We start from the raw sequence: 21492 nt of genomic DNA, 5'->3' as shown, positions 1-21492 counted from the left end.
CACGCCGGGCCGCCGGGTCGTCCTCGGGGGCGGCCCGGCGGTCACCTCTTCGTGCCTACTCTCCGGCAAGAAGCCTCCAGCCCTCGGCCTGCGTACGTTCGCGCCAGAAGTCGAGGTAGCGGCCGCCGTGGGCGAGGAGGTCCGTGTGGGAGCCGCGCTCCACGATCCGGCCGCCGTCGAGGACGACGATCTGGTCGGCGGCGACGACGGTCTGGAGGCGGTGGGCGATGACGATGACCGTACGGTCGGCCGACAGCGCGGTGAGCGCCTCCTGGACGGCGGCCTCGTTCTCGGCGTCGAGGGCGGCGGTCGCCTCGTCGAGGAGGACGACGGGGGCGTCCTTCAGCAGCGCCCGGGCGATCGAGACCCGCTGCTTCTCGCCGCCCGAGAGCGTGGAGCCGGCCTCGCCGATCCGGGTCTGCCAGCCGTGCGGGAGACGGTCGACGATGTCGTCGACGCGGGCCAGCCGGGCGGCCTCGCGCAGCTCGTCGTCGGTGGCGTCGGGACGCGACATCATCACGTTGTCGCGCAGGGTGCCCTCGAAGAGGTAGACGTCCTGGAAGACGATCGAGACGCGCTGCATGAGCGCCTCGGTGCCGAGGTCGCGTACGTCGACCCCACCGAGCATCACCGAGCCCGCCGTGACGTCGTGGAACCGGGCGACCAGGCGCAGCAAGGTGCTCTTCCCCGAGCCCGACGGTCCGACCACGGCGGTCAGCGAGCGTGGCTGCGCGGTGAGGGAGACCTCGTCGAGGACCCGGGTGCTGTGTTCATAGGAGCTGGCGTCGTAGGAGAAGGCGACACCGCGCAGCTCGATGCCGCTGTCGGCCGGCTCGCCGGGTGTGGCGGGCTCGGGGAGCGGCGCGAGGGCGAGCACGTCGAGGACACGTCGCAACGAACCCTCGGCGATCCGCAGTGCGCTGGAGAGCTCGCCGTAGTCGATGAGCGACTCCACGAACCGCACCGTGAGGACGAGGAGTCCGATCGCCGTGGCCGGGGCAAGCGTGCCGCCGAGGCTGAGGTGGACGGCCAGCGCGATCACCAGGGTGAGCAGCGCCTGGATGGAGAGCAGCTGGATCCCCAGGCCGCCGAACCCGGTCACCAGCAGCTGACGCGACGCCCGCTTCTGCTCCCGCAGCGCGTTCTCGACCAGCTCGTTGCCGTGGACGGTGCGGCCGAAGACCCGCAGGGCCGGCTGGTTGAGCGCGAACTCGACCACGCGCGCCGAGCCCTCCGCCATCGCGGCGTCGTAGGCGCCCTCGCCACGGCCGACGATCGTCGCCAGGAGCCGGGTGGTGGCCAGCACGGCCACGACTCCGACCAGGAGCGCGAGCGCCAGACGCCACTCCAGGAACGCCATCGCGACGACCACGGTGACCGGGCTGACCACGGCGGCGATCAGCGGCCGGAGCAGGTGTCCCGGCACCGAGGCGATGTCGGTGGCGCCTTTGGACGCCATCCGGGAGAGCTGGCCGGTGCGATCCTGGTCGTACCAGCCCAGCGGCAGTCGTACGGTGTGGTCGCCGAGCCGGGCGAGGGTGATGTCGAGCAGGTCGCAGGCGAGGTCGTAGCCGTCCAGGTTGCCCACGGTCAGGGCCACGTGATGGGCCACGAAGAGGCCGGCGAGCACGCCCAGCCAGGTGGTCGCGGCGTCCCAGTCCTGGCGCAGCGCGGCGTCCAGGACCGGCACGACACAGGCGAAGGCCAGCCCCTGGAGTACGCCGGTGGTGACGAACATCGCCACGACGCGGCCGAGCTGGCGCCGATGAGCGTGATCGAGGAGGCCGGCGAGCAGACGGACGATGGTGATCATGCCGACTCCTCCTGGGCCGCCTTCTCCTGAGCCCAGCCGTCCACCGGATGGGCGCGCTGGTCGGCGGCCCAGAGCCGCGCGTAGCGCCCGCCCCGGGCGAGGAGCTCCTCGTGGGTGCCGAGCTCGGTGACCCGGCCCTCGTCGAGGACAACGATCTGGTCGGCCGCGGTGACCGTCGAGAGCCGATGCGCGATCACCAGCAGCGTACGTCCGGCGACGAGGCGGGACAGCGCCCGCTGGACGAGCGCCTCCGACTCGGGGTCCGCCGCCGCGGTGGCCTCGTCGAGGACCAGGATCGGAGTGTCGGAGAGGAGGGCGCGGGCGATCGCGACCCGCTGCCGCTCACCGCCGGAAAGCTGGCCGTCCTCGCCGACCACCGAGTCGTAGCCTCGCGGGAGCTCGTCGATGCGGCCCGCGATCTGCGCGGCCTCGGCCGCGCGGCGTACGTCCTCGTCCGGTGCCTCGGGATGAGCGAGCCGGATGTTGTCCCGGATCGAGGTACGCAGCAGCCCGGTGTCCTGGAAGACGAAGGAGACCTGCTCGTAGAGCTGCGCGCTCGTCATCTCGCGCAGGTCCACTCCGGCGATGGTGATCCGGCCGGCCGTGGGGTCGGCGAAGCGGGGCAGCAGCTTGGCCAGCGTCGACTTCCCCGAGCCGGAGTGACCAACGAGCGCGGTCACGGTGCCTGGTTCGAGGACCAGGTCGATGTCGTGGAGCACCGGTGACGCGCCGGGGGAGTAGGCGAAGGAGACACCGTGGAGCTCGACACGGGCGGAGTCTGGGGCTGGGCCCGGGGCGGCCGGCTCCGGAAGGTCGGGCTCGGCCAGCAGGCGCTGGATGCGCCGGGCCGCCTCGGTCGCCTCGCGCAGCTCGCGGGCGGCGTAGCCGGCGACGGTGACCGGCGCGGTCATGGCCAGGCCGAGGACGAGGAACGGAACCAGGTCGGGCCCGGTGATCTGGCCGGACCGGAGCATCCAGACCCCGGCCCCGAGGACTAGCACGAGGGTCAGCGCCGGTGTCAGCGCGAGCTCCATCAGCAGCATCCCCAGGGCGGAGTGTCGCATCCAGGCGCGGTTGAACCCGCCGAACCGGGTGGCGACCTCGGCCAGACGCTGGTGAGCCTGCCCGGTGGCGCCGAAGGTCTTGATCTCCGCGATCCCGCCGGTGTTCTCGACCGTGGCCGCGGCGAGCTCGGCCAGCCCGGCGTCGTAGTCGCGGTAGAGCGCGGCGGCACCCCGCATCGAGATCCGGAACCCGACCAGCCCGAGCGCGAGCGGGACCAGGGTGATCAGGGCGAGCGGCGGGGAGACGATGAAGAGGTAGCAGTCCACGACGGCCGGCAGCGTGATCGCCGCGGTCAGCTCCATGACCGAGTGGGCGACCAGGTGGTGCAGTGCGGCGACGTCGTCCTGCACCGCCTTCTTCACCGTGCCGGAGTTGCGTTCGGTGAACCACGCCAGCGGCACCCGGCCGAGCCGGGCGACCAGCAGCCGGCGCAGGTGGATGGAGAGGTCGAGATCGGCGACGTGGGAGAGCCACGACGAGCCGAGCACCGTCGCCAGGCGTACCAGCAGCGCAGCCACGCTCACCCAGACCACGACCCAGGCGCGGTCGGCGTCGACGGGCGAGCCGGTGGCCGCGGGCAGCAGGATCCGGGCGAGCTCGACGATCCCGACCAGCGGCACCAGCCCGGCGACGGTCGAGACGACCATCAGCAGCAGGCTGGCGACCAGCCTTCCCCGGACAGGACGAAGCGTCTGGAGGAGAGGGGAGCGAGCCAACTGTTGTCCTGCCGAGATCGTGGGGTTGCTGCGTACGGAATCCTCGGCGTCAGCCGCCGTGACCGGTGGGGGCGAGAAGACGCTCGAGCTCGTCCTCCTTCTCGGTGGGCACGACGAAGAGGAGCTCGTCGCCCTGCTCGAGAGGCTGCTCGGGGGTGGGTACGTAGACCTGGCCGTCACGCAGCAGCGTGACCAGTGCGCAGTTCTCCGGGAACGGCACCAGACCGGTGGGCTTGCCGACGTAGGGCGAGTCGGCGGGCAGGGTGATCTCGACCAGGTTGGCCTGGCCCTGCCGGAAGGTGAAGAGGCGCACCAGGTCGCCGACGGTGACGGCCTCCTCGACCAGCGCGGACATGATCCGCGGGGTGGAGACGTTGACGTCGACGCCCCAGGCCTCGGTGAAGAGCCACTCGTTGTTGGGGTGGTTGACCCGGCCCACGGTGCGCGGCACGCCGAACTCGGTCTTGGCCAGCAGCGAGCAGACCAGGTTGGCCTTGTCGTCACCGGTCGCGGCGATGACCACGTCGCAGTTGTCGAGCCTGGCCTCCTCGAGCGAGGAGAGCTCGCACGCGTCTGCGAGCAGCCATTCCGCGTCGGCGACCCGCTCGGGCTTGATCGAGCCCGGGTTCTTGTCGATGAGGAGCACCTCGTGGCCGTTGGTGATCAGCTCACGGGCGATGGACCGGCCGACGGCCCCGGCTCCGGCGATTGCGACGCGCATCAGTGGTCACTCCTGTCGTCCAGGCCCGTCGCGAGCGTCGCTCGGTGCGTGCGCTGGCAAGGCGCCGCCGCGAAGGCATACCGGTGTTGTCTGTCGAGCGGCGGCAACGCCGCCAGCGCACGTACCGAGCGGCGCGCAGCAGGGCCTGGTGCGGCAGGAGTGACCACTAATCTTCCTCGGGGCCGTTCTTGATGGTCTTGTACGCCTGCGCGGTGTTCTCCTCGCGCATGACGATATGGAGCACGTCGCCCTCCTGGATCACGCTCTCGCGGACCGGGATGATCCCCTCACCGAGCCGGTCGATCCACGCGATCCGCGAACCGGACTGGCGCTGGAACTTGATGGTCCGCTGGCCGACCCAGGACTCGGGCATGATGACCTGGTCGATGCGGATGTTGCCCGACATGTCGCGGAAGTCGGGCTCGGCGCCGGCCGGCAGCAGCCGGCGGAGCACCTGGTCGGCGGTCCACTTCACCGTCGCGACCGTGCTGATCCCGAGGCGCTGGTAGACCTCGGCGCGGCCGGGGTCGTAGATGCGGGCCACGACCTGCTGGATGCCGAACTCCTCGCGCGCCACCCGGGCGGAGATGATGTTGGAGTTGTCACCGCTGGAGACCGCCGCGAACGCCTCGGCGCGCTTGATGCCGGCCTTGAGGAGGACCTCGCGGTCGAAGCCCATCCCGGCGATCTTGTCGCCGTTGAAGCCCGGCCCCAGCCGACGGAAGGCATCGGAGTTCTGGTCGATGACCGAGACCGTGTGGTTACGGTCCTCGAGGCTCCTGGCCAGGGTCGAGCCGACGCGGCCACAGCCCATGATCACTACGTGCACCGTGTCATGATTGCACTCGCCCGGGCCGCGCGTCGCCTACGCCCTCGAAGTTGGCGTGTTCGGATGCGCGTGGCGATCCGGAAGCGCGAGGAAGCCGCGATGTGCCGTAGCGTCTGCGGTTGTGGGTGTTGGTGATGTCTCCAAGCGGATCCTGATCGGTCGCAAGCTCCGTAGCTCTCAGCTGGGCGAGACGCTGCTGCCGAAGCGCATCGCGCTACCCGTTTTCGCCAGCGACGCCCTCTCCTCGGTGGCCTACGCGCCCGACGAGATCTTCATCATGCTGGCGGTGGCGGGAGCCTCGGCGTACGCCTGGTCCTGGAAGATCGGCCTGGTCGTCGCCCTGGTGATGCTGACCGTGGTCACCTCCTACCGGCAGACGGTGCACGCCTACCCGAGCGGCGGGGGCGACTACGAGGTCGCGACGGTCAACCTGGGGCGCAGGGCGGGCGTGACCGTGGCCAGCGCCCTGCTTGTCGACTACGTGCTGACGGTCGCGGTGTCGATCTCCAACGCCGCGCAGTACGCCGCCAGCGCGATCCCCAGCCTGATCGGCCACGAGGTCCTGGTCGCCTCGATCGCGATCGTGCTGCTCACCGCGATGAACCTGCGCGGCGTACGCGAGTCCGGGACGTTCTTCGCGGTCCCGACCTACCTGTTCATGTTCGCCATCCTCGGGATGGGCCTCTACGGACTGTTGCTGCTGGTCAACGGCAACCTGCCCGAGGCGGAGAGCGCCTCCCTTCACATCAGGCCCGAGGAGGGCTGGGAGGGCACCCTCAACCAGGTGGCACTCGTCTTCCTGCTCGCCCGCGCGTTCTCGTCCGGGTGTGCGGCGCTGACCGGTGTGGAGGCGATCTCCAACGGCGTACCCGCCTTCCAGCGGCCGAAGAGCAAGAACGCCGCCACCACGCTGCTGCTGCTCGGCCTGATCGCGATCACGATGATGATGAGCATCATCGTGCTGGCCAACCAGATGAGCATCCGCTACGTCGACCCGCACGCTCTCGACAACCTGCGCACCGCCGCCGGCGACGCGGTCCCGGACGGCTACGAGCAGCACCCGGTGATCTCCCAGATCGCTGCGGGGGTGTTCAACGACTTCCCGCCGGGCTTCTACTTCGTCATCACCGTCACCGGGATCATCCTGGTGCTCGCCGCCAACACCGCGTTCAACGGCTTCCCGGTGCTGGGCTCGATCCTCGCCAAGGACGGCTACGCACCGCGATCACTGGGGGCGCGCGGCGACCGGCTCGCCTACAGCAACGGCATCGTCTTCCTGGCCGTGCTGGCGATCGCGCTGATCATCATCTTCGAGGCGCAGACCACCAAGCTGATCCAGCTCTACATCGTCGGCGTCTTCGTCTCCTTCAACCTCAGTCAGCTTGGCATGATCCGCCACTGGACCCGCCATCTGGCCACCGAGCGCGACCCGAGCGAGCGGCGCCGGATGCAGCGTTCGCGGGCGATCAACACCTTCGGTCTCGGGATGACCTCGGTCGTGCTGGTGATCGTGCTGATCACCAAGTTCCTCGCCGGTGCCTGGATCACGATCCTGGCGATGGGCTTCTTCTACGTGGTCATGCTGGGGATCAGGCGCCACTACGACAACGTCGCTCGCGAGCTGGCCGCGGACGAGCAGGACAAGGTCATGCCGACCCGGGTCCACGCGATCGTGCTGGTCTCCAAGCTTCACAAGCCGACGCTGCGAGCGCTGGCCTTCGCCCAGGCGACCCGGCCCAACGCGCTCGAGGCCGTGACGGTCTCCACCTCCGACTCCGACACCGCCGAGCTGTTGAAACAGTGGGACGAGCGCAACCTGCCGATGCCGCTGAAGGTGCTCCACTCGCCCTACCGCGAGCTGATCCGCCCCGTCGTCGAGTACGCCTCGGCGATCCGTGACGCCAACCCGCGCGGCGTCGTGGCCGTCTACATCCCCGAGTACGTCGTCGGCCGCTGGTGGGAGCAGCTGCTCCACAACCAGACGGCGCTGCGGCTCAAGGGCCGGCTGCTGTTCACCCCGGGCGTCATGGTCATCTCCGTGCCCTATCAGCTCGCCTCCGGCAAGGAGCGCGCCGAGGAGCTGCGCGAGGAATACTGGCTCGCGCCCGGCCTGCGCCGCGGAAGCGGACGCCGATGAGCCGTCCGCAGCGTTCCGCGCCCCGTGGGCGGCGGCCCCGTCCGAAGGCGTCGAAGGGCGAGTCGTACGTCGGCCGTCGCTTCGAGGTCGAGGTCGGCCCGGTCGCCCACGGCGGCCACTTCGTCGCCCGCGTGCCTTTCGAGGACGCCTCGCGGGTGGTCTTCGTACGCCACGCCCTGCCCGGTGAGCAGGTGGTCGTCGAGATCACCGAGGGAACCGCCGGCGACCGGTTCTGGCGCGGCGACGCGGTCTCGGTGGTCTCGGCCGCACCGGAACGGGTCGTTCCGCCATGCCCGTACGCCGGCCCAGGCCTCTGCGGCGGCTGCGACTTCCAGCACGTCTCCGTGTCCGCCCAGCGTGAGCTGAAGGCATCGGTGCTGCGCGAGCAGCTGGTCCGGCTGGGTGGTCTGTCCGCCGAGGACCCGCTGGTCGCCGGCCTGGTCGTCGAGGCGGTCCCCGGCGACGAGCACGGGCTGCGCTGGCGGACCCGTCAGCGCTACACGACCGCCCCGGGTGGCGGCCGAGGCATGCGGAAGTACCGCTCCCACGACGTCATCCCCGTCGACGACTGCCTGATCGCGACAGAGGATGCGCGAGAGCCCGGTGCCGGGACCGTCGTGGAGACGGTGGCGCTCGGGGGAGTGGAGCACACCTTCGAGGTCGCCGCGGACGGCTTCTGGCAGGTCCACCCGGGCGCGCCCGAGGCCCTGGTCTTCGCGGTGCTGTCCGCCCTCTCCCCGGGCCCGGGCCACACCGTCCTGGACCTCTATGCCGGCGTCGGCCTCTTCTCCGCCTTCCTCGCCGACCGGGTCGGTCCGACCGGACGTGTCGTCGCCGTCGAGGGCGACCAGACTGCCTCCGCGCTCTCGGTCGGCAACGTCCCCGCCGCCGAGGTCGTGGCTGGTGACGTCAGCACCGTGCTGGGCGGTCTCGACGAAGGTTCCTTCGACCTCGTCGTCCTCGACCCGCCCCGCGAGGGAGCTCGCCGCCCGGTCGTCGAGGCCGTCGTCGCGCGCGAGCCGAGCAAGGTCGCCTACGTCGCCTGCGACCCCGCCGCGCTCGCTCGTGACATCGCGATCTTCGCCGAGCACGGCTACCGGCTGCGCTCGCTGCGCGCCTTCGACCTGTTCCCGATGACGCATCATGTCGAAGCCGTCGCTCTGCTCGCTAGAACCGACTCTGACCTGCCGCGCAGCGGTTCGTGATGAAGGCGTGGATCTCCGCGGACCCGCCTGGTGGCTCACTCTGCGTCACGACGTGCCCGATCTGCGCGCCTGAACCCGCGCGAGTCAGGCGTAGCGGGGCCTGAGCCTCGCCCGCAGCGGGTGACGCGACGGCGACCTGGGCCTGCGACGGTACATGGAGACAGGTTCCTCAGCTAGGTGGTGCCCATGACCGGTCTGACGTTCGCGGTCCATCTCGTCGGACAGCGGGTGACGCCGTCCTCGACGAGATACGCGCCGAGCACATTGACCCGCCGAGGAGCAACGGACGACCCGAGGATCGAGCTGCCCGAACGCATCGAGGCGGTGAGCAACCGTGACCGCGGGTGATTCCCAGGAGACACAGACGGACTCGACTCCGAAGACGAGATGGTTGCCGCTGGTGGCGTTGGCCATCGCCCAGTTCGTCATGGTGCTGGACCAGTCGGCGATGAACGTCTCGATCAGCGCGCTGGTGGCGGACTTCGACACGACGGTGACCACGATCCAGGCGGTGATCACGCTCTACTGCCTGGTGATGGCGATGTTCATGCTGACCGGCGGCAAGATCGGCGACATCATCGGTCGGCGCAAGGCGTTCGTCATCGGTCTGATCATCTACGCGTGCGGTTCGGCGATGACGGCGTTGGCGCCGTCGGTGGCCATCCTGACGCTGGGTTGGTCGGTGCTGGAAGGGCTCGGTGCGGCCCTGGTGCTTCCGGCGATGGTGGCGCTGATTGCCGGCAATTTCGAGGGTGCCTCGCGGAAGGCGGCCTACGCCGTGATCGGCGGTGTCGCCGGTGCCGGGATCGCCGTGGGGCCGATCCTGGGTGGTTGGGCGACCACCGAGTACTCGTGGCGGATCATCTTCGCCGGTGAGGTGCTGTTGGTGGCCCTCATCCTGGTGATGACCCCGAAGGTGGCCGACGCGGTGAGGACCGGACCGGCACCGAGACTCGACATCGTGGGCACCGTGCTGTCAGCCACGGGCCTCGGCCTGGTCGTGCTCGGGGTGCTGCAGTCGAGCACCTGGGGGTGGGTCAAGCCGACAGAGGACTCTCCGTTGACACCGTTCGGCTTCTCGCTGACGGTTTTCGTGATCGGCTCGGGGGCGGTCCTGTTGTGGGGCTTCAAAGCGTGGCAGGCTCGCCGGGAGAGCAGTGGACGCGACCCGCTGGTGCACCTGGTGCTGCTGAAGATCGCCCCGCTGCGCTCCGGTCTGCTCGGCCTGTTCAGCCAGAACCTGATCCTGATGGGCGTCTTCTTCACGATTCCGTTGTATCTGCAGCTGGTGATCGGGCTCGATGCCCTGGATACGGGCCTCAGGATGTTGCCCGTCTCCATCACCATGTTCCTCGCCTCGGCAGCCGGGTCACGGCTGTCGCGCCGCTTCCCCATCCGGTCGATCGTGCGGGCCGGTCTGGCGACCAGCATGGTCGCAGCCGTGCTGCTCTTGGCCACGATCGAGCCGGAGCTGGACAACTCGAGCTTCGCCTTGTCGATGGCGGTGCTCGGCGTGGGGATGGGGCTGATCGCATCGCAGCTCGGCAACGTCGTGCAGTCCTCGGTCGACGCCTCGGGTCGTGGAGAGGCCGGCGGGCTGCAGTTCACCGGCCAGCAGCTCGGCTCGTCACTGGGCGTGGCCCTGCTGGGGGCGATCGTCTTGTCGGGCCTCACCAGCGCTTTCGTATCCAACATCTCTTCCGATGAGCGGATCAGCAGCTCGGTCTCCGAGCAGGTCGGTGTGGCTGTCGGGTCCGGAATCGACTTCGTGTCCGCCGACCAGGTCGGAGCAGCTGCCCAGGAGGCTGGGCTGGACGAGACGACCACCGAGGCGCTCGTCGAGGGCTACGAGTCCGCACAGCTGCAAGCGCTCAAGACCGGGCTGCTCGCTGCGGCATTCCTTGCCCTGCTCTCTCTGGCCTTCACCAAGGACCTGCCGCATGAGGTGCAGGAGCAAAAGCCGGCCCCCGGTCAGAAGTTGTAGCCGCCGGAGACCTCGATCTCCTGGGCGGTCACCCACCGTCCCTCCTCCGAGGCCAGCGCTGCGATCATCAGCCCGACGTCCTCGGGCTCGCCGATCCGGCCGAGCGCCGTCTGTTCGGCGATCGCGGGGATCATCTCGGGATGCTTGGCGAACGCGTCATCGCCGAGCCGGGTGCGGGTGACGCCGGGGGAGACGGCGTTGACCCGGATCCCGCGCGGGCTGAGCTCCTTGGCCAGATAGCGGGTCAGCGTCGCCATGCCACCCTTCGAGATCGCGTACGCCGAGTAGCCCGGTGTGAGCCCGGCCCCGGTCGCGTTGCTGGTGACGTTGACGACCGCCCCACCGTCCGCGAGCAGTGGCAGAAGCGCCTGGGTGAGGAAGTAGGGACCACGCAGGTTGACCTCCATGAAGGCGTCGAACTGCTCCTCGGTGGTGTCGGAGAACATCAACGGGACCCCGCCGACACCGGCATTGTTGACGAGCGCGGTGAGGCGATCGGTCTGCCAGTGCTCGGACAGCGCCTCGCTGACCTGGTCACGGAACGCGGCGAAGGACTCAGGACGGACGATGTCCAGCGGAAGTGCGACGGCGCTACCGCCGAGCTCGGTGATCTCGTCGATGACCTGGCGTGCACCGTCGGGGTTGCGGTTGTACGTGATGACGACTCCGGTGCCACGAAGGGCGAGCTGGACTGCGGCGCCGCGTCCGATCCCGGAGCTGGCTCCGGTGACCACGGCTACGGGGACGGTGGGCGTTGAGGATGCAGACATGTGATCGGTCTCTCTGATCGGTTGGATGAGTTGTCGTCCAGCCAACCGTCCCGAGCGCTTCAGAGGTAGACAGATCCTCCCGTCCTCTTGCCTGATCCTGCTTGGCGAGGCGCGAACCGGCATGCCACCTGGTTCACTGTTCACATGTCGATGGAGCAGTTGCGGAGCCTGATCGTCCGGCACGCCCGGCGGGGGACGAGCACCGCCGCGGATGGCGTGCTGGTGTCGATGGCGACCGGTCCTGGTGATCCGGCGGCGGTGTCTCTCTCCGGCACGGTGTTCGCCCTGATCGCGCAGGGGCGCAAGACTCTCTCTGTCGGCGACCGGGTCCATGAGTACGGCCCCGGTGAGTTCCTGGTGACCTCCCTGGACCTCCCGGTGAGAGGTCATTACACGGAGGCGAGCGTGCAGCACCCCGCGCTCGGCTTCGGCCTGCGGTTACGGTCATCGGTGATCGCACAGTTGTTGCTCGATTCTGCGGCTGACCCGATCTGGCGCCGCTCGAGCGACACCGCGCCCGCGCTCGCCGTGAGCTCGGCCGACGAGGATCTGATCGACGCCGCGGTCCGCATGCTGCGACTGTTGGACCGCCCCCGGGACATCCAGGTGCTGGCCCCGCTGATCGAGCGGGAGATCCTGTGGCGGCTGATGACGGGGGAGCAGGGCGCCACGGTGCGGCAGCTCGGTCTGGCAGACAGCCGCCTCCACGACGTCGGCAGGGCGGTTCGCTGGATCCGGGACAACCCCGCCGACCCGGTCTCGGTCGCGGAGCTCGCGCGGATGGCGGGGATGAGCGAGTCGGCCTTCCACCGCACCTTCCGCACGGTGACGGGCATGAGCCCCATCCGGTTCCAGAAGCAGCTGCGCCTGCACGAGGCGCGAGTGATCCTCGCGGGGCGGGCTGGCGACGTCACCGGGGTCGCGCACGCGGTCGGGTACCAGAGCGCCTCGCAGTTCAGCCGGGAGTACCGGCGCCAGTACGGGGTGCCGCCGAGCGCGCATGTCGGTGACGCGGGTGCGGCGCTCACGGACACTTAGTCCGTTGCGGGTATGGCGAGATGCCGGTACAGATTCATCTTGTGAGCGATGACCTGTGGGGGACCGACCGGCTCGACCTGACGGCGTATCTGGGCCGGATCGGGGTGAGCGAGCCGCCCGGTCCGTCGCGGGAGGCGCTGGAGGAGATCTACGACGCCCACCTGCGCACCTTCACCTTCGACAACATCGACGTGCTGCTCGACCAGCATCCCGGTGTCGACCTGCCCGACGTACAGCAGAAGTTCGTGGGCCGGGGGAGAGGTGGCTACTGCTTCGAGCACGGCACGCTGTTCGCGGCGGTGCTGGACCGGCTGGGCTTCGCCGTCGAGCGGCGGCTGGCACGGGTGGGCGCAGACCCGACCGCGGCGGGGCGTACGCATCTGGTGGTCGTCGCCGATCTCGACGGGGAGCGGCTGCTGATTGATCCCGGGTTCGGGCTGAGCGTCTGGCGCCCGATCCCGCTGGTCGACGGCGCTGTCGACGAGGTTCGCGGGATCAGGCACCGGGTGCGGTGGAGCGAGCACGGCTGGGCGCTGGAGCGGGCCAAGGACGACGACTGGGAGCTCATGCACACCCACGACGAGGCGTTGGTCGTGCCCAGCGACGTCGCGCTCGGCCACCACTACACCAGCACCCACCCGACGGTGCACTTCCGTCACCGGATGATCGTGACCAAACTACTCGAGGACCGACACCTCAGCCTCACCCACAACACCGTCACCATCCGCCGCGAGGGCGCGGAGACCGAGCACCGCGAGATCGGGATCGACGAGGTCATGGCCCACATCGAGGAGCTCGCGGTGCCGCTCACCGACGACGAGCGGACCCGCCTCGGTGAGCGGCTTAAGACCCTGGACTAGCGACTGGCGTCGTCAGTGATGATCCGCATCGCCATCGTCGGGTCCTCGGAGAGGTCGGTGATCAGCTGCCGGCGGTCCAGGACGGCCTCGTCCAGGTGCGGCCCGAGCGTGCCGAGCAGCTCCCCGGTCGTGGTGGCCGGCATCGCGTTGAGCACGCGCGGCGTACGGCGCCCGGAGTAGGGCACCACGCGAGCCAGTGCCCCGGCCACCGACCGGGTCGCCTCCGCGAACGACGCGGTGATCGGGTCGGTGATGGGGCTGAGCCAGTCGGCAGCACGCTCGGCCTCGGCGAGGGAGGTGCGCGCTTTCAGGTCCGCGAGGCGTACGTCCTCCAGGGCCTGCTCCAGACGACGCTGCTCCAGGAAGGCGAGCGCGACGACGACACCGGCGCCGAGCACACCGATCAGCGCGAGGCTAGCGACCAGCATGGACCTTGACCTCCGCCACCACGCCCTCGTCGGCCAGCCGCTCGCGCAGCGAGTCGGCGGCCTGGTCGTAGACCATCTTCGAGAGCAGCGCCGGTCGCACCTTGTGCAGCATCGTGGCCGCCTTGGTCTGCGCGGAGGCCAGCTCGAGCGGGTTGAGGATGCGGATGCTCAGCAGCCGGTCCTCGGGCGGGAGCTCGGCGTAGGCGGTGCGCGGGGCCGAGATGTCGGCCTGCTCCAGTCGCCACAGCAGACCGATGGTCTCGGCACGCAGCGCCTTGTTGGCGCGCCGCAGGCGCCAGGCGACAGCGGCGGCGGCCACGGCGATCACCAGCGCCACGACGGCGATCAGGGTGCTCAAGGCTCTCCTCGCATCACTAGTGCCCGACGAGTAGCGGCCCGCCGAGATCTGGTCGGACCAATCATGGAGCATCCGAGGATCGCTGTCAGCGGCGGTGGTCACAACACGGCGCGCCAGGGGTGATTCGAAATGTCGTTCGACATCATGTATCTTGATATCAAGAGATCGACGGCAAGTATGTCGTAAAAGGTTAGGTGAGCCTTTGTTTTCCCGGCGTAGGTAGCCGGGGCAGGATGGGCCTCAAAGACTTGAATTCGTACGTCACTGTGGACGCGAGCAAGGAGATGAACGCGTTGGCCAGCAAGGACAGCTTCGGTGCCAAGAGCACCCTGGACGTGGACGGTAAGTCCTACGAGATCTTCCGCCTGGATGCGGTCAAGGGTGAGGGCCTCGACGTCGCGTCGCTGCCCTTCTCGCTGAAGGTGCTGCTGGAGAACCTCCTGCGCACCGAGGACGGCGCGAACATCACCGCCGACGACATCAAGGCCCTGGCGGGCTGGGACGAGACCGCCGAGCCCGACAAGGAGATCCAGTACACGCCGGCGCGCGTGATCATGCAGGACTTCACCGGCGTGCCCTGCATCGTCGACCTGGCCACCCTGCGCGAGGCCGCGGCCGAGCTCGGTGGCGACCCGACCAAGATCAACCCGCTCTCGCCCGCCGAGATGGTCATCGACCACTCCGTGATCGCCGAGGTCTTCGGCACCCCGGAGGCCTTCGAGCGCAACGTCGAGATCGAGTACGAGCGCAACCGCGAGCGCTACCAGTTCCTGCGCTGGGGCCAGACCGCCTTCGAGGACTTCAAGGTCGTCCCGCCGGGCACCGGCATCGTCCACCAGGTCAACATCGAGCACCTGGCCCGCACCGTCTTCACCCGCGAGGTCGACGGTGAGCTGCAGGCCTACCCCGACACCTGCGTCGGCACCGACTCCCACACCACCATGGTCAACGGCCTGGGCGTCCTCGGCTTCGGCGTCGGCGGCATCGAGGCCGAGGCCGCGCTGCTCGGCCAGCCGGTCTCCATGCTGATCCCGCGCGTGGTCGGCTTCAAGCTCAACGGCGACCTGCCCGAGGGCTCGACCGCGACCGACCTGGTGCTCACCATCACCGAGATGCTGCGCAAGCACGGTGTGGTCGGCAAGTTCGTCGAGTTCTACGGCGACGGCGTCACGGCGCTGCCGCTGGCCAACCGCGCCACCATCGGCAACATGAGCCCCGAGTTCGGCTCCACCATCGCGATCTTCCCGGTCGACGAGGAGACCATCAACTACCTCAAGCTCACCGGCCGCTCCGAGGAGCAGCTGGCGCTGGTGGAGAAGTACGCCAAGGAGCAGGGCCTCTGGCACGACCCGGCCGCCGAGCCGCGCTTCTCGGAGAAGCTCGAGCTCGACCTCTCCACGGTCGTCCCCTCGATCGCCGGCCCGAAGCGCCCGCAGGACCGCGTCTCGCTCACCGACGCCAAGACCTCCTTCGAGGGTCACCTGCCGACGTACACCTCCAAGGCGACCGACGCGAAGATCCCGGTCACCCTGGCCGACGGTCAGCAGTTCGAGCTGGAGAACGGTGCGGTCACGATCGCCTCGATCACCTCCTGCACCAACACGTCCAACCCGTCCGTCATGATCGGCGCCGCGCTGCTGGCCAAGAAGGCCGTCGAGAAGGGCCTGACCCGCAAGCCGTGGGTCAAGACCACCCTCGCGCCGGGCTCGAAGGTCGTCACCGACTACTACGACAAGTCGGGCCTCACGCCCTACCTGGAGAAGGTCGGCTTCAACCTGGTCGGCTACGGCTGCGTGACCTGCATCGGCAACTCGGGCCCGATCATCCCCGAGGTCTCCGCCGCGGTGAACGAGCACGACCTCGCCGTCGTCTCGGTCCTCTCCGGCAACCGCAACTTCGAGGGTCGGATCAACCCCGACGTGAAGATGAACTACCTCGCGTCGCCGCCGCTGGTCATCGCCTACGCCCTGGCCGGCAACATGAACCTGAACCTGTTCGAGGACCCGCTGGGTCAGGACCAGGACGGCAACGACGTCTTCCTCAAGGACATCTGGCCGACCCCGGCCGAGGTCGAGGAGACCATCGCCACCGCGATCTCCTCCGACATGTTCACCAAGGACTACGCCGACGTCTTCGCGGGCGACGAGCGCTGGCAGAACCTGCCGACCCCGACCGGTGACACCTTCACCTGGGACGAGGACTCGACCTACGTCCGCAAGGCGCCCTACTTCGACGGCATGGCCAAGGCCCCGGCCCCGGTCACCGACATCGAGGGTGCTCGGGTGCTGCTGAAGCTGGGCGACTCGGTCACCACCGACCACATCAGCCCCGCGGGCAACATCAAGAAGGACTCGCCCGCCGGCAAGTACCTCATCGAGCACGGCGTCGAGCAGCGGGACTTCAACTCCTACGGCTCGCGCCGAGGCAACCACGAGATCATGATCCGCGGCACCTTCGCCAACATCCGGATCAAGAACCAGGTCGCCCCGGGCACCGAGGGTGGCTACACCCGCGACTTCACCCAGCCCGACGCGCCGGTCAGCTTCATCTACGACGCGGCGCAGAACTACGCTGCGGCCGGCACCCCGCTGGTCGTCCTCGGCGGCAAGGAGTACGGTTCCGGCTCCTCGCGCGACTGGGCCGCCAAGGGCACCTCGCTCCTGGGTGTCAAGGCGGTCATCACCGAGTCGTTCGAGCGCATCCACCGCTCCAACCTCATCGGCATGGGCGTCATCCCGCTGCAGTTCCCCAAGGGCGAGAACGCCGAGAGCCTCGGCCTGACCGGTGAGGAGACCTTCTCGATCTCCGGCATCACCGCGCTCAACGAGGGTGTCACCCCGAAGACGGTCAAGGTCACCACCGACACGGGCGTCGAGTTCGACGCGGTCGTCCGCATCGACACCCCCGGTGAGGCCAACTACTACCGCAACGGCGGCATCCTGCAGTACGTCCTGCGCAGTCTGGTCAACGCCTGAGTCTGAGCCGACGAACGGCCCGTCACCCCGACTGGGGTGGCGGGCCGTTTCCCATCCTGCCGAGGCGTCACGTACGTCGGGCGAGGCGTCACGTACGTCGGGCGAGGCGTCAGGCAGGCCGGGCGAGGTGTCAGGTAGGTCGGACGAGACGTCAGTTTGGACGGTCGAGGTGGCATGCGGTGACGTCTCAATCCACCGCAGTGACGCCTCGGCCAGCGCGGGTGACGCTTCGATCAGCGCGGGTGACGCTTCGGCCGACGTACCTGACGCCTCGGCCTCAGGTCAGTGAGGCGATCCTGGCGCGGCTGTCCTCGTGGAGTGCCGCGAGGAGGGCATCGGCGGCCTCGCCGTGCTCGGCCGTCGCGGCGGCGATCTCCGCGACGGTCTCGTCGGGGAGACCGGCGAGGATCGGGTCGACCACGGAGGGCTCGTCGATGAAGAGTGCGAGCTGGAGGATCTCGGCGCCCGAGGCGCCGTCGACGACCTCGAGTGAGGTCTCGGGGCGTACGACGCCGGTGAACCTGGCCAGCGTGAGCAGGTGTCCCTCGGCGAGCAGCCGGCGGCCGACCTCGACGACGAGCGCGCTGTCGAGCTTGGCGATGATGCCCTCGACCCGGCTCGGGTCGAGGTGGACGGAGAGCTCGGCGAGGAAATCGGGCTTCAGGTGGCCGGCCAGCTTGGCAGCATCGGCCGGGTCCATCACCGCCGCGACCCGGGCGCTGAGCATGGGGCCCATCGCGATCTCGGTGATCTTCGCGGTGACGGCCGCGGGAAGCTTCTTGCTGACCGCGGCCAGCCCCTTCACCCGAGACTCGTGACGGCTGAACATCGCGTGCGAGACGATCCCGCGCAGGTCGCGGAGGTCGTCGGGGGAGGTGGTGGCGAACTCGGCGAGCTCGGCCTCGTCCACGTGCATCTCGTGAGCGAGCTTGGTGATCTCCAGCGCGCTGGTCAGGGCGGTCATCGGCTACCTCCGAGCATCTTCTGGACGACCCCGCGCAGCATCTTCGGCACCAGCTTCAGCGCCTCGTCGAGGGAGGCGTCGAACGCCTTGTCCTCCGCGGCCATCGCGCCTTGGACCAGATCGTTGAACCGGCCCAGCTGCTGGTCGTCGTACGCCTCCAGCGGCGCCAGCCGCGTGGCCGGCACGCCCAGCGTGGCGGCGAGCCGGTCGAGTCCCTCACTCATCGGTTCCTTCCCGCCGGCGGTGCGCCTTCGGCCCCCGGCGGCGCCACTATATGCAGGCCGAGGTGGGGCGTGCCGGGTTTGGATAGTGTTTCGACATGCTTGCCGCCTTCTCGATCGCCCCGACGACCACCGACGACCCCGATGGCTCGGTGGCCGCCTCCGTCGCGGAGGCGATCCGCATCGTCCGCGAGTCCGGACTGCCCAACGAGACCAACGCCATGTTCACCAATCTGGAAGGTGAGTGGGACGAGGTCATGGGTGTCATCAAGCAGTGCGTCGACGCGGTTGCCGCCGTCTCCCCGCGGGTCGGGCTGGTGCTCAAGGCCGATATCCGGCCCGGCTACACCGGCCAGCTCACCGCGAAGGTCGAGCGGATCGAGCAAGAGCTCTCCGGAGACTGACCGAGGCTAGAGACCCCGGGCCATCGCGTCCTGTCCGGTCTTGATGGCCTCCCGGATCCGGGAGTACGTCCCGCAGCGGCAGACGTTGCGGATCGTGTCGAGGTCGGCCTCGGTGATGGCGCGGCCCTCCTTACGGACCTTGTTGACGAGGGCGACCGCGGTCATGATCTGGCCGGGCTGGCAGTAGCCGCACTGGGCGACGTCGTGCTCGAGCCAGGCCTCCTGCATCGGGTGCAGGCCGTCGCCCGGAGCGGTGTCGGCCAGGCCTTCGATGGTGGTGATCTCGTCGTCGGAGCCGATGTCGGCGACGCGCACCGAGCACGGGTTGAACGCCTTGCCGTTGATGTGCGACGTACAGGCCTTGCAGACGTTGATGCCGCAGCCGTACTTCGGGCCGGTGACGCCGAGGACGTCGCGCAGCACCCACAGGATGCGTACGTCGTCCTCGACGTCGACGGTGACGGTCTCGCCGTTGAGCTGGAAGGTGTGAGAAGGCATCGGAGACCTCAGAACGTGTAGGCGAGGCCGTCGGTCGGCGACTCGGGGACGGACGGGATGAATGACTTGGGCTCGAAGTGGAGCGGCTCGTGGAAGTTGATCGGGAACTCCGTCGGCATCTTGCCGGTGGCCCGGGTGTAGGCACAGGCGACGGCGGCCATCGAGGCGGCCACACCGGCCTCGCCGACACCACCCGGCTGGCTGCCGTGCGACTCCATCACCTCGCACTCGAACTCGAACGGCACGTTCCACTGCCGGGTGTAGGCCGAGTTGTCCCAGCTGGCCTCAAGGAAGTGACCGTCGACCAGGTGGTTGCTGTAGGTCAGCGCCTGGCACATCCCGTCGGAGAAGCCACCCATCATCTGCGCCTTGACCCCGGCCGGGTTGATCACCAGGCCGACGTCGGCGACCACGACGGCCTTGGTGACCCGCGGTCCGGTGACCGCGTCGCGCACCTCGCGGTTGACGGTCTCGGGGCGGCAGTCGATCTCGACGAGCACGGCGGTGGCGCCCTTGTACTCCTTGTGGATGGCGATGCCCTGCGCCGTGCCGGCGGGCATCGCGCGGCCCCAGTCGCCGAGCTCGGCGGCACGGTCGAGTACCCGCTTGACGATGTCGCTCTTGAGGTACCTGCGCCGGAAGGCGACCGGGTCCTGCTTCAGCTTCTTGGCGAGCTGGTCGACCATCAGCTCGCTGGCCGTGGCGACGTCGGGGGAGTAGATGTTGCGCACCGAGCTGGTGTTGAACCGGTCGACGGCGGGCTTGGGCTCGTTGAGCAGCTGGGTGACGACCCCGAAGTTGTAGGGCAGCTCGGTGGCGAGCATGAAGATCGACTCCGAGAAGGTCAGGTTCGACAGTCCGGTCGGCAGCGCGGCCGCCTCGGCGGTCAGGCGCTCGCCGAGCCCATGGGTGAAGTCACAGGCCACGCTGGCGTGGCGCTGCTCGAAGGTGAGGATGCTGCCGGCCAGCACGGTCGCCCGGATCTGCGAGACCGCCATCGGGTGCACCCGCCCCTGGCGCGGCTCGTCGGCGCGGTGCCACATCAGCTTGACCGGCGCGCCGAACGCCTTGGAGGCGTGGGCGGCCTCGACGGCGGCGTCGCTGAACAGCTTGCGGCCGAAGGAGCCGCCGCCCTGGACCACGTTGACCGTCACGCTGTTCTGCGGGAGGCCGAGCGCCTTGGCGATCCTGCCCTGGGCGTCGATCGGCGACTTCAGTCCTCCCCAGACGGTGGCCTTGCCGTCGCGTACGTCGGCGACCGCGCAGTTGGGCTCGAGGGCCGAGCCGCTGCGGAAGTGGAAGGTGAACTCGCCGTCGACCGAGGTCGCCCCGATCTTCGGCACCGCCAGCGGGATCTGTCCGGCCTTGAGCTCCGCCTTGATGTGCTTGGCCGACATCGTGGTCACGGTGCCGGAGTTCCAGGTCACGTCCAGCGCGCGTACGGCGTCGATGCACTGGCCGAAGGTCTTGGCCCGGACCGCGACGCCGGTGGGGATGATCGCGACGTGGGTGACGCCGGGCATCTTCTCGACCTCGCCCTTGTTGTTGATCGAATCCGGCGTGCCGTTGAGCTCGGGCGCGCGGCAGACCATCGTGGGCAGCGCGTCGGGGATGTCGAGGTCCATCGCGAACTTCTTCTTGCCGGTCACGGCGGCGCGCGCGTCGACGCGGCGATGGGGCTTGCCGACGACGGTGTGCTCGGAGGTCTCCTTGAGCTCGACCTCGACCTTCTCGGTCGTCGGGGCTGCCGCCTTGGCGGCCGCCTCGCCGTACGTCACCGAGGAGCCACCCGGGGCACTGATCACGCCGCCCTTGGCGACCAGTTGCGCCACGGTGGTCCCGAGCAGGATCGCACCCGCCTCGAGCAGCGCCTTGCGGGCGATGGCAGCAGCGACGCGGACCGGGGTGTACATCGAGATGATGGTGTTGGAGCCGCCGGTCAGCTGGTTGAACAGCAGCTCGGGGCGGGCCGGCGCAAGGGTGACGTGCACGTGGCCGACCGGGAGCTCGAGCTCCTCGGCGATCAGCATGGCCACGGCGGTGGTGATGCCCTGGCCGACCTCCATCCGCGGAAGCGCGAAGTGGGCGTGCCCCTTCTCGTCGATCTCGATCGCGATCAGGTTCGAGGTCGGCGTCGCGCAGTGGGTGAGGAAGTCGTTGAGGTCGTAGACCTCGGGGACCTGTGGCACCGACGGGATCGGTGCGGCGTGAGCGGCCGATGGAGCCAGGCCCAAGTCTGCGGCTGCGATCAGCGTGGTGCCGCCGATGACGTATCCGACGAACGATCGTCTGGAGACCCGAGCAGGGCCTTCCGGGTTGTGCGTCCCCATGTGTAATCACTCCTGGCGTGGGCAGGGTCCGAGTTTTGTGACCCCCGACACATAGCACCATTCACCAGCCAGATCTCGGTTGGGAAGGGCGCGTCGAGAAATGTGTGAGGGCGCGACAACCCGGATGGAGACAGATCACAAACCGGTTGGAGCGTGACTGTCGCCACACTCGCGCG

Annotated in this window: 19 protein-coding genes; 8 read left to right on the top strand and 11 right to left on the bottom strand. The window is 69.1% G+C overall.

Annotation, left to right across the window (positions count from 1 at the left end):
• Positions 1-55: 55 nt before the first annotated feature.
• The 4 genes from ACFX43_RS12910 to ACFX43_RS12895 all read right to left on the bottom strand — a co-directional run bounded on the left by ACFX43_RS12910 (position 56) and on the right by ACFX43_RS12895 (position 5144).
• Positions 56-1813, bottom strand: coding sequence for an ABC transporter ATP-binding protein (locus tag ACFX43_RS12910; protein WP_378821445.1), 1758 nt, complete (start codon positions 1811-1813; stop codon positions 56-58).
• The gene (locus ACFX43_RS12905; protein WP_378821426.1) at positions 1810-3594 is read right to left on the bottom strand and encodes an ABC transporter ATP-binding protein; all 1785 of its coding nucleotides are present in this window, start codon (positions 3592-3594) and stop codon (positions 1810-1812) included. Before ACFX43_RS12905 ends, ACFX43_RS12910 begins: the two co-directional genes overlap by 4 nt.
• Before the next feature lie 49 nt (positions 3595-3643).
• Positions 3644-4315, bottom strand: a complete 672-nt coding sequence (locus ACFX43_RS12900) for a TrkA family potassium uptake protein (protein WP_091041412.1) — start codon at positions 4313-4315, stop codon at positions 3644-3646.
• Between the two features lie 166 nt (positions 4316-4481).
• The gene (locus ACFX43_RS12895; RefSeq protein WP_378821422.1) at positions 4482-5144 is read right to left on the bottom strand and encodes a potassium channel family protein; all 663 of its coding nucleotides are present in this window, start codon (positions 5142-5144) and stop codon (positions 4482-4484) included.
• Positions 5145-5265: 121 nt separating this feature from the next.
• Between ACFX43_RS12895 and ACFX43_RS12890 the strand changes: the two genes are divergently transcribed.
• The 4 genes from ACFX43_RS12890 to ACFX43_RS12875 all read left to right on the top strand — a co-directional run bounded on the left by ACFX43_RS12890 (position 5266) and on the right by ACFX43_RS12875 (position 10470).
• Complete coding sequence (locus ACFX43_RS12890) at positions 5266-7281, top strand: APC family permease (RefSeq protein ID WP_378821419.1); 2016 nt, start codon at positions 5266-5268, stop codon at positions 7279-7281.
• Complete coding sequence (locus tag ACFX43_RS12885) at positions 7278-8486, top strand: class I SAM-dependent RNA methyltransferase (protein WP_378821415.1); 1209 nt, start codon at positions 7278-7280, stop codon at positions 8484-8486. Before ACFX43_RS12890 ends, ACFX43_RS12885 begins: the two co-directional genes overlap by 4 nt.
• Positions 8487-8672: 186 nt before the next feature.
• Positions 8673-8834, top strand: coding sequence for a hypothetical protein (locus tag ACFX43_RS12880; protein WP_378821412.1), 162 nt, complete (start codon positions 8673-8675; stop codon positions 8832-8834).
• 52 nt (positions 8835-8886) lie between these two features.
• On the top strand, positions 8887-10470 hold the full coding sequence (locus ACFX43_RS12875; RefSeq protein ID WP_378821409.1) for an MFS transporter: 1584 nt from the start codon (positions 8887-8889) through the stop codon (positions 10468-10470).
• On the opposite strand, the gene ACFX43_RS12870 is transcribed toward ACFX43_RS12875, so the two are convergent.
• Positions 10458-11240, bottom strand: a complete 783-nt coding sequence (locus tag ACFX43_RS12870) for an SDR family NAD(P)-dependent oxidoreductase (protein ID WP_378821406.1) — start codon at positions 11238-11240, stop codon at positions 10458-10460. The genes ACFX43_RS12875 and ACFX43_RS12870 overlap by 13 nt on opposite strands.
• Before the next feature lie 144 nt (positions 11241-11384).
• On the opposite strand from ACFX43_RS12870, the gene ACFX43_RS12865 reads away from it, so the two are divergent.
• A complete protein-coding gene (locus tag ACFX43_RS12865; RefSeq protein ID WP_378821403.1) occupies positions 11385-12278 on the top strand; it encodes an AraC family transcriptional regulator N-terminal domain-containing protein in 894 nt (297 codons plus the stop codon).
• Positions 12279-12319: 41 nt separating this feature from the next.
• Positions 12320-13138, top strand: coding sequence for an arylamine N-acetyltransferase (locus ACFX43_RS12860; protein WP_378821400.1), 819 nt, complete (start codon positions 12320-12322; stop codon positions 13136-13138).
• Here ACFX43_RS12860 and ACFX43_RS12855 read toward each other — a convergent pair.
• Positions 13135-13566, bottom strand: coding sequence for a hypothetical protein (locus ACFX43_RS12855; RefSeq protein ID WP_378821397.1), 432 nt, complete (start codon positions 13564-13566; stop codon positions 13135-13137). The two genes, ACFX43_RS12860 and ACFX43_RS12855, sit on opposite strands and share 4 nt — an antisense overlap.
• Complete coding sequence (locus tag ACFX43_RS12850) at positions 13553-13924, bottom strand: hypothetical protein (RefSeq protein WP_378821394.1); 372 nt, start codon at positions 13922-13924, stop codon at positions 13553-13555. The genes ACFX43_RS12855 and ACFX43_RS12850 overlap by 14 nt, the downstream gene beginning before the upstream one ends.
• A gap of 284 nt (positions 13925-14208) precedes the next feature.
• On the opposite strand from ACFX43_RS12850, the gene acnA reads away from it, so the two are divergent.
• On the top strand, positions 14209-16899 hold the full coding sequence (acnA, locus tag ACFX43_RS12845; protein WP_378821391.1) for an aconitate hydratase AcnA: 2691 nt from the start codon (positions 14209-14211) through the stop codon (positions 16897-16899).
• Between the two features lie 277 nt (positions 16900-17176).
• Here the strand turns inward: acnA and ACFX43_RS12840 are convergent, their stop codons facing one another.
• Both ACFX43_RS12840 and ACFX43_RS12835 read right to left on the bottom strand, forming a co-directional pair.
• Complete coding sequence (locus ACFX43_RS12840) at positions 17177-17863, bottom strand: hypothetical protein (RefSeq protein WP_378821384.1); 687 nt, start codon at positions 17861-17863, stop codon at positions 17177-17179.
• Positions 17860-18087 carry a hypothetical protein gene (locus ACFX43_RS12835; RefSeq protein WP_378821381.1) on the bottom strand — a complete coding sequence of 76 codons (228 nt, stop codon included), beginning with the start codon at positions 18085-18087 and terminating at the stop codon, positions 17860-17862. The genes ACFX43_RS12840 and ACFX43_RS12835 overlap by 4 nt, the downstream gene beginning before the upstream one ends.
• A 95-nt stretch (positions 18088-18182) precedes the next feature.
• On the opposite strand from ACFX43_RS12835, the gene ACFX43_RS12830 reads away from it, so the two are divergent.
• The gene (locus ACFX43_RS12830) at positions 18183-18488 is read left to right on the top strand and encodes an MTH1187 family thiamine-binding protein (protein ID WP_378821378.1); all 306 of its coding nucleotides are present in this window, start codon (positions 18183-18185) and stop codon (positions 18486-18488) included.
• 6 nt (positions 18489-18494) lie between these two features.
• Here ACFX43_RS12830 and ACFX43_RS12825 read toward each other — a convergent pair whose 3' ends face one another.
• Positions 18495-18986, bottom strand: a complete 492-nt coding sequence (locus ACFX43_RS12825; RefSeq protein WP_378821375.1) for a (2Fe-2S)-binding protein — start codon at positions 18984-18986, stop codon at positions 18495-18497.
• Between the two features lie 8 nt (positions 18987-18994).
• Positions 18995-21316 (bottom strand): molybdopterin cofactor-binding domain-containing protein, encoded by a 2322-nt coding sequence (locus ACFX43_RS12820; RefSeq protein ID WP_378821372.1) that lies wholly within the window; start codon positions 21314-21316, stop codon positions 18995-18997.
• Positions 21317-21492: the final 176 nt, after the last annotated feature.

The organism is Nocardioides sp. YIM B13467 (assembly GCF_042788075.1).
Classification (GTDB): domain Bacteria; phylum Actinomycetota; class Actinomycetes; order Propionibacteriales; family Nocardioidaceae; genus Nocardioides.
The sequence above is the reverse complement of the archived record's forward strand: the minus strand, read 5'-3'. Positions and strand labels throughout refer to the sequence as shown.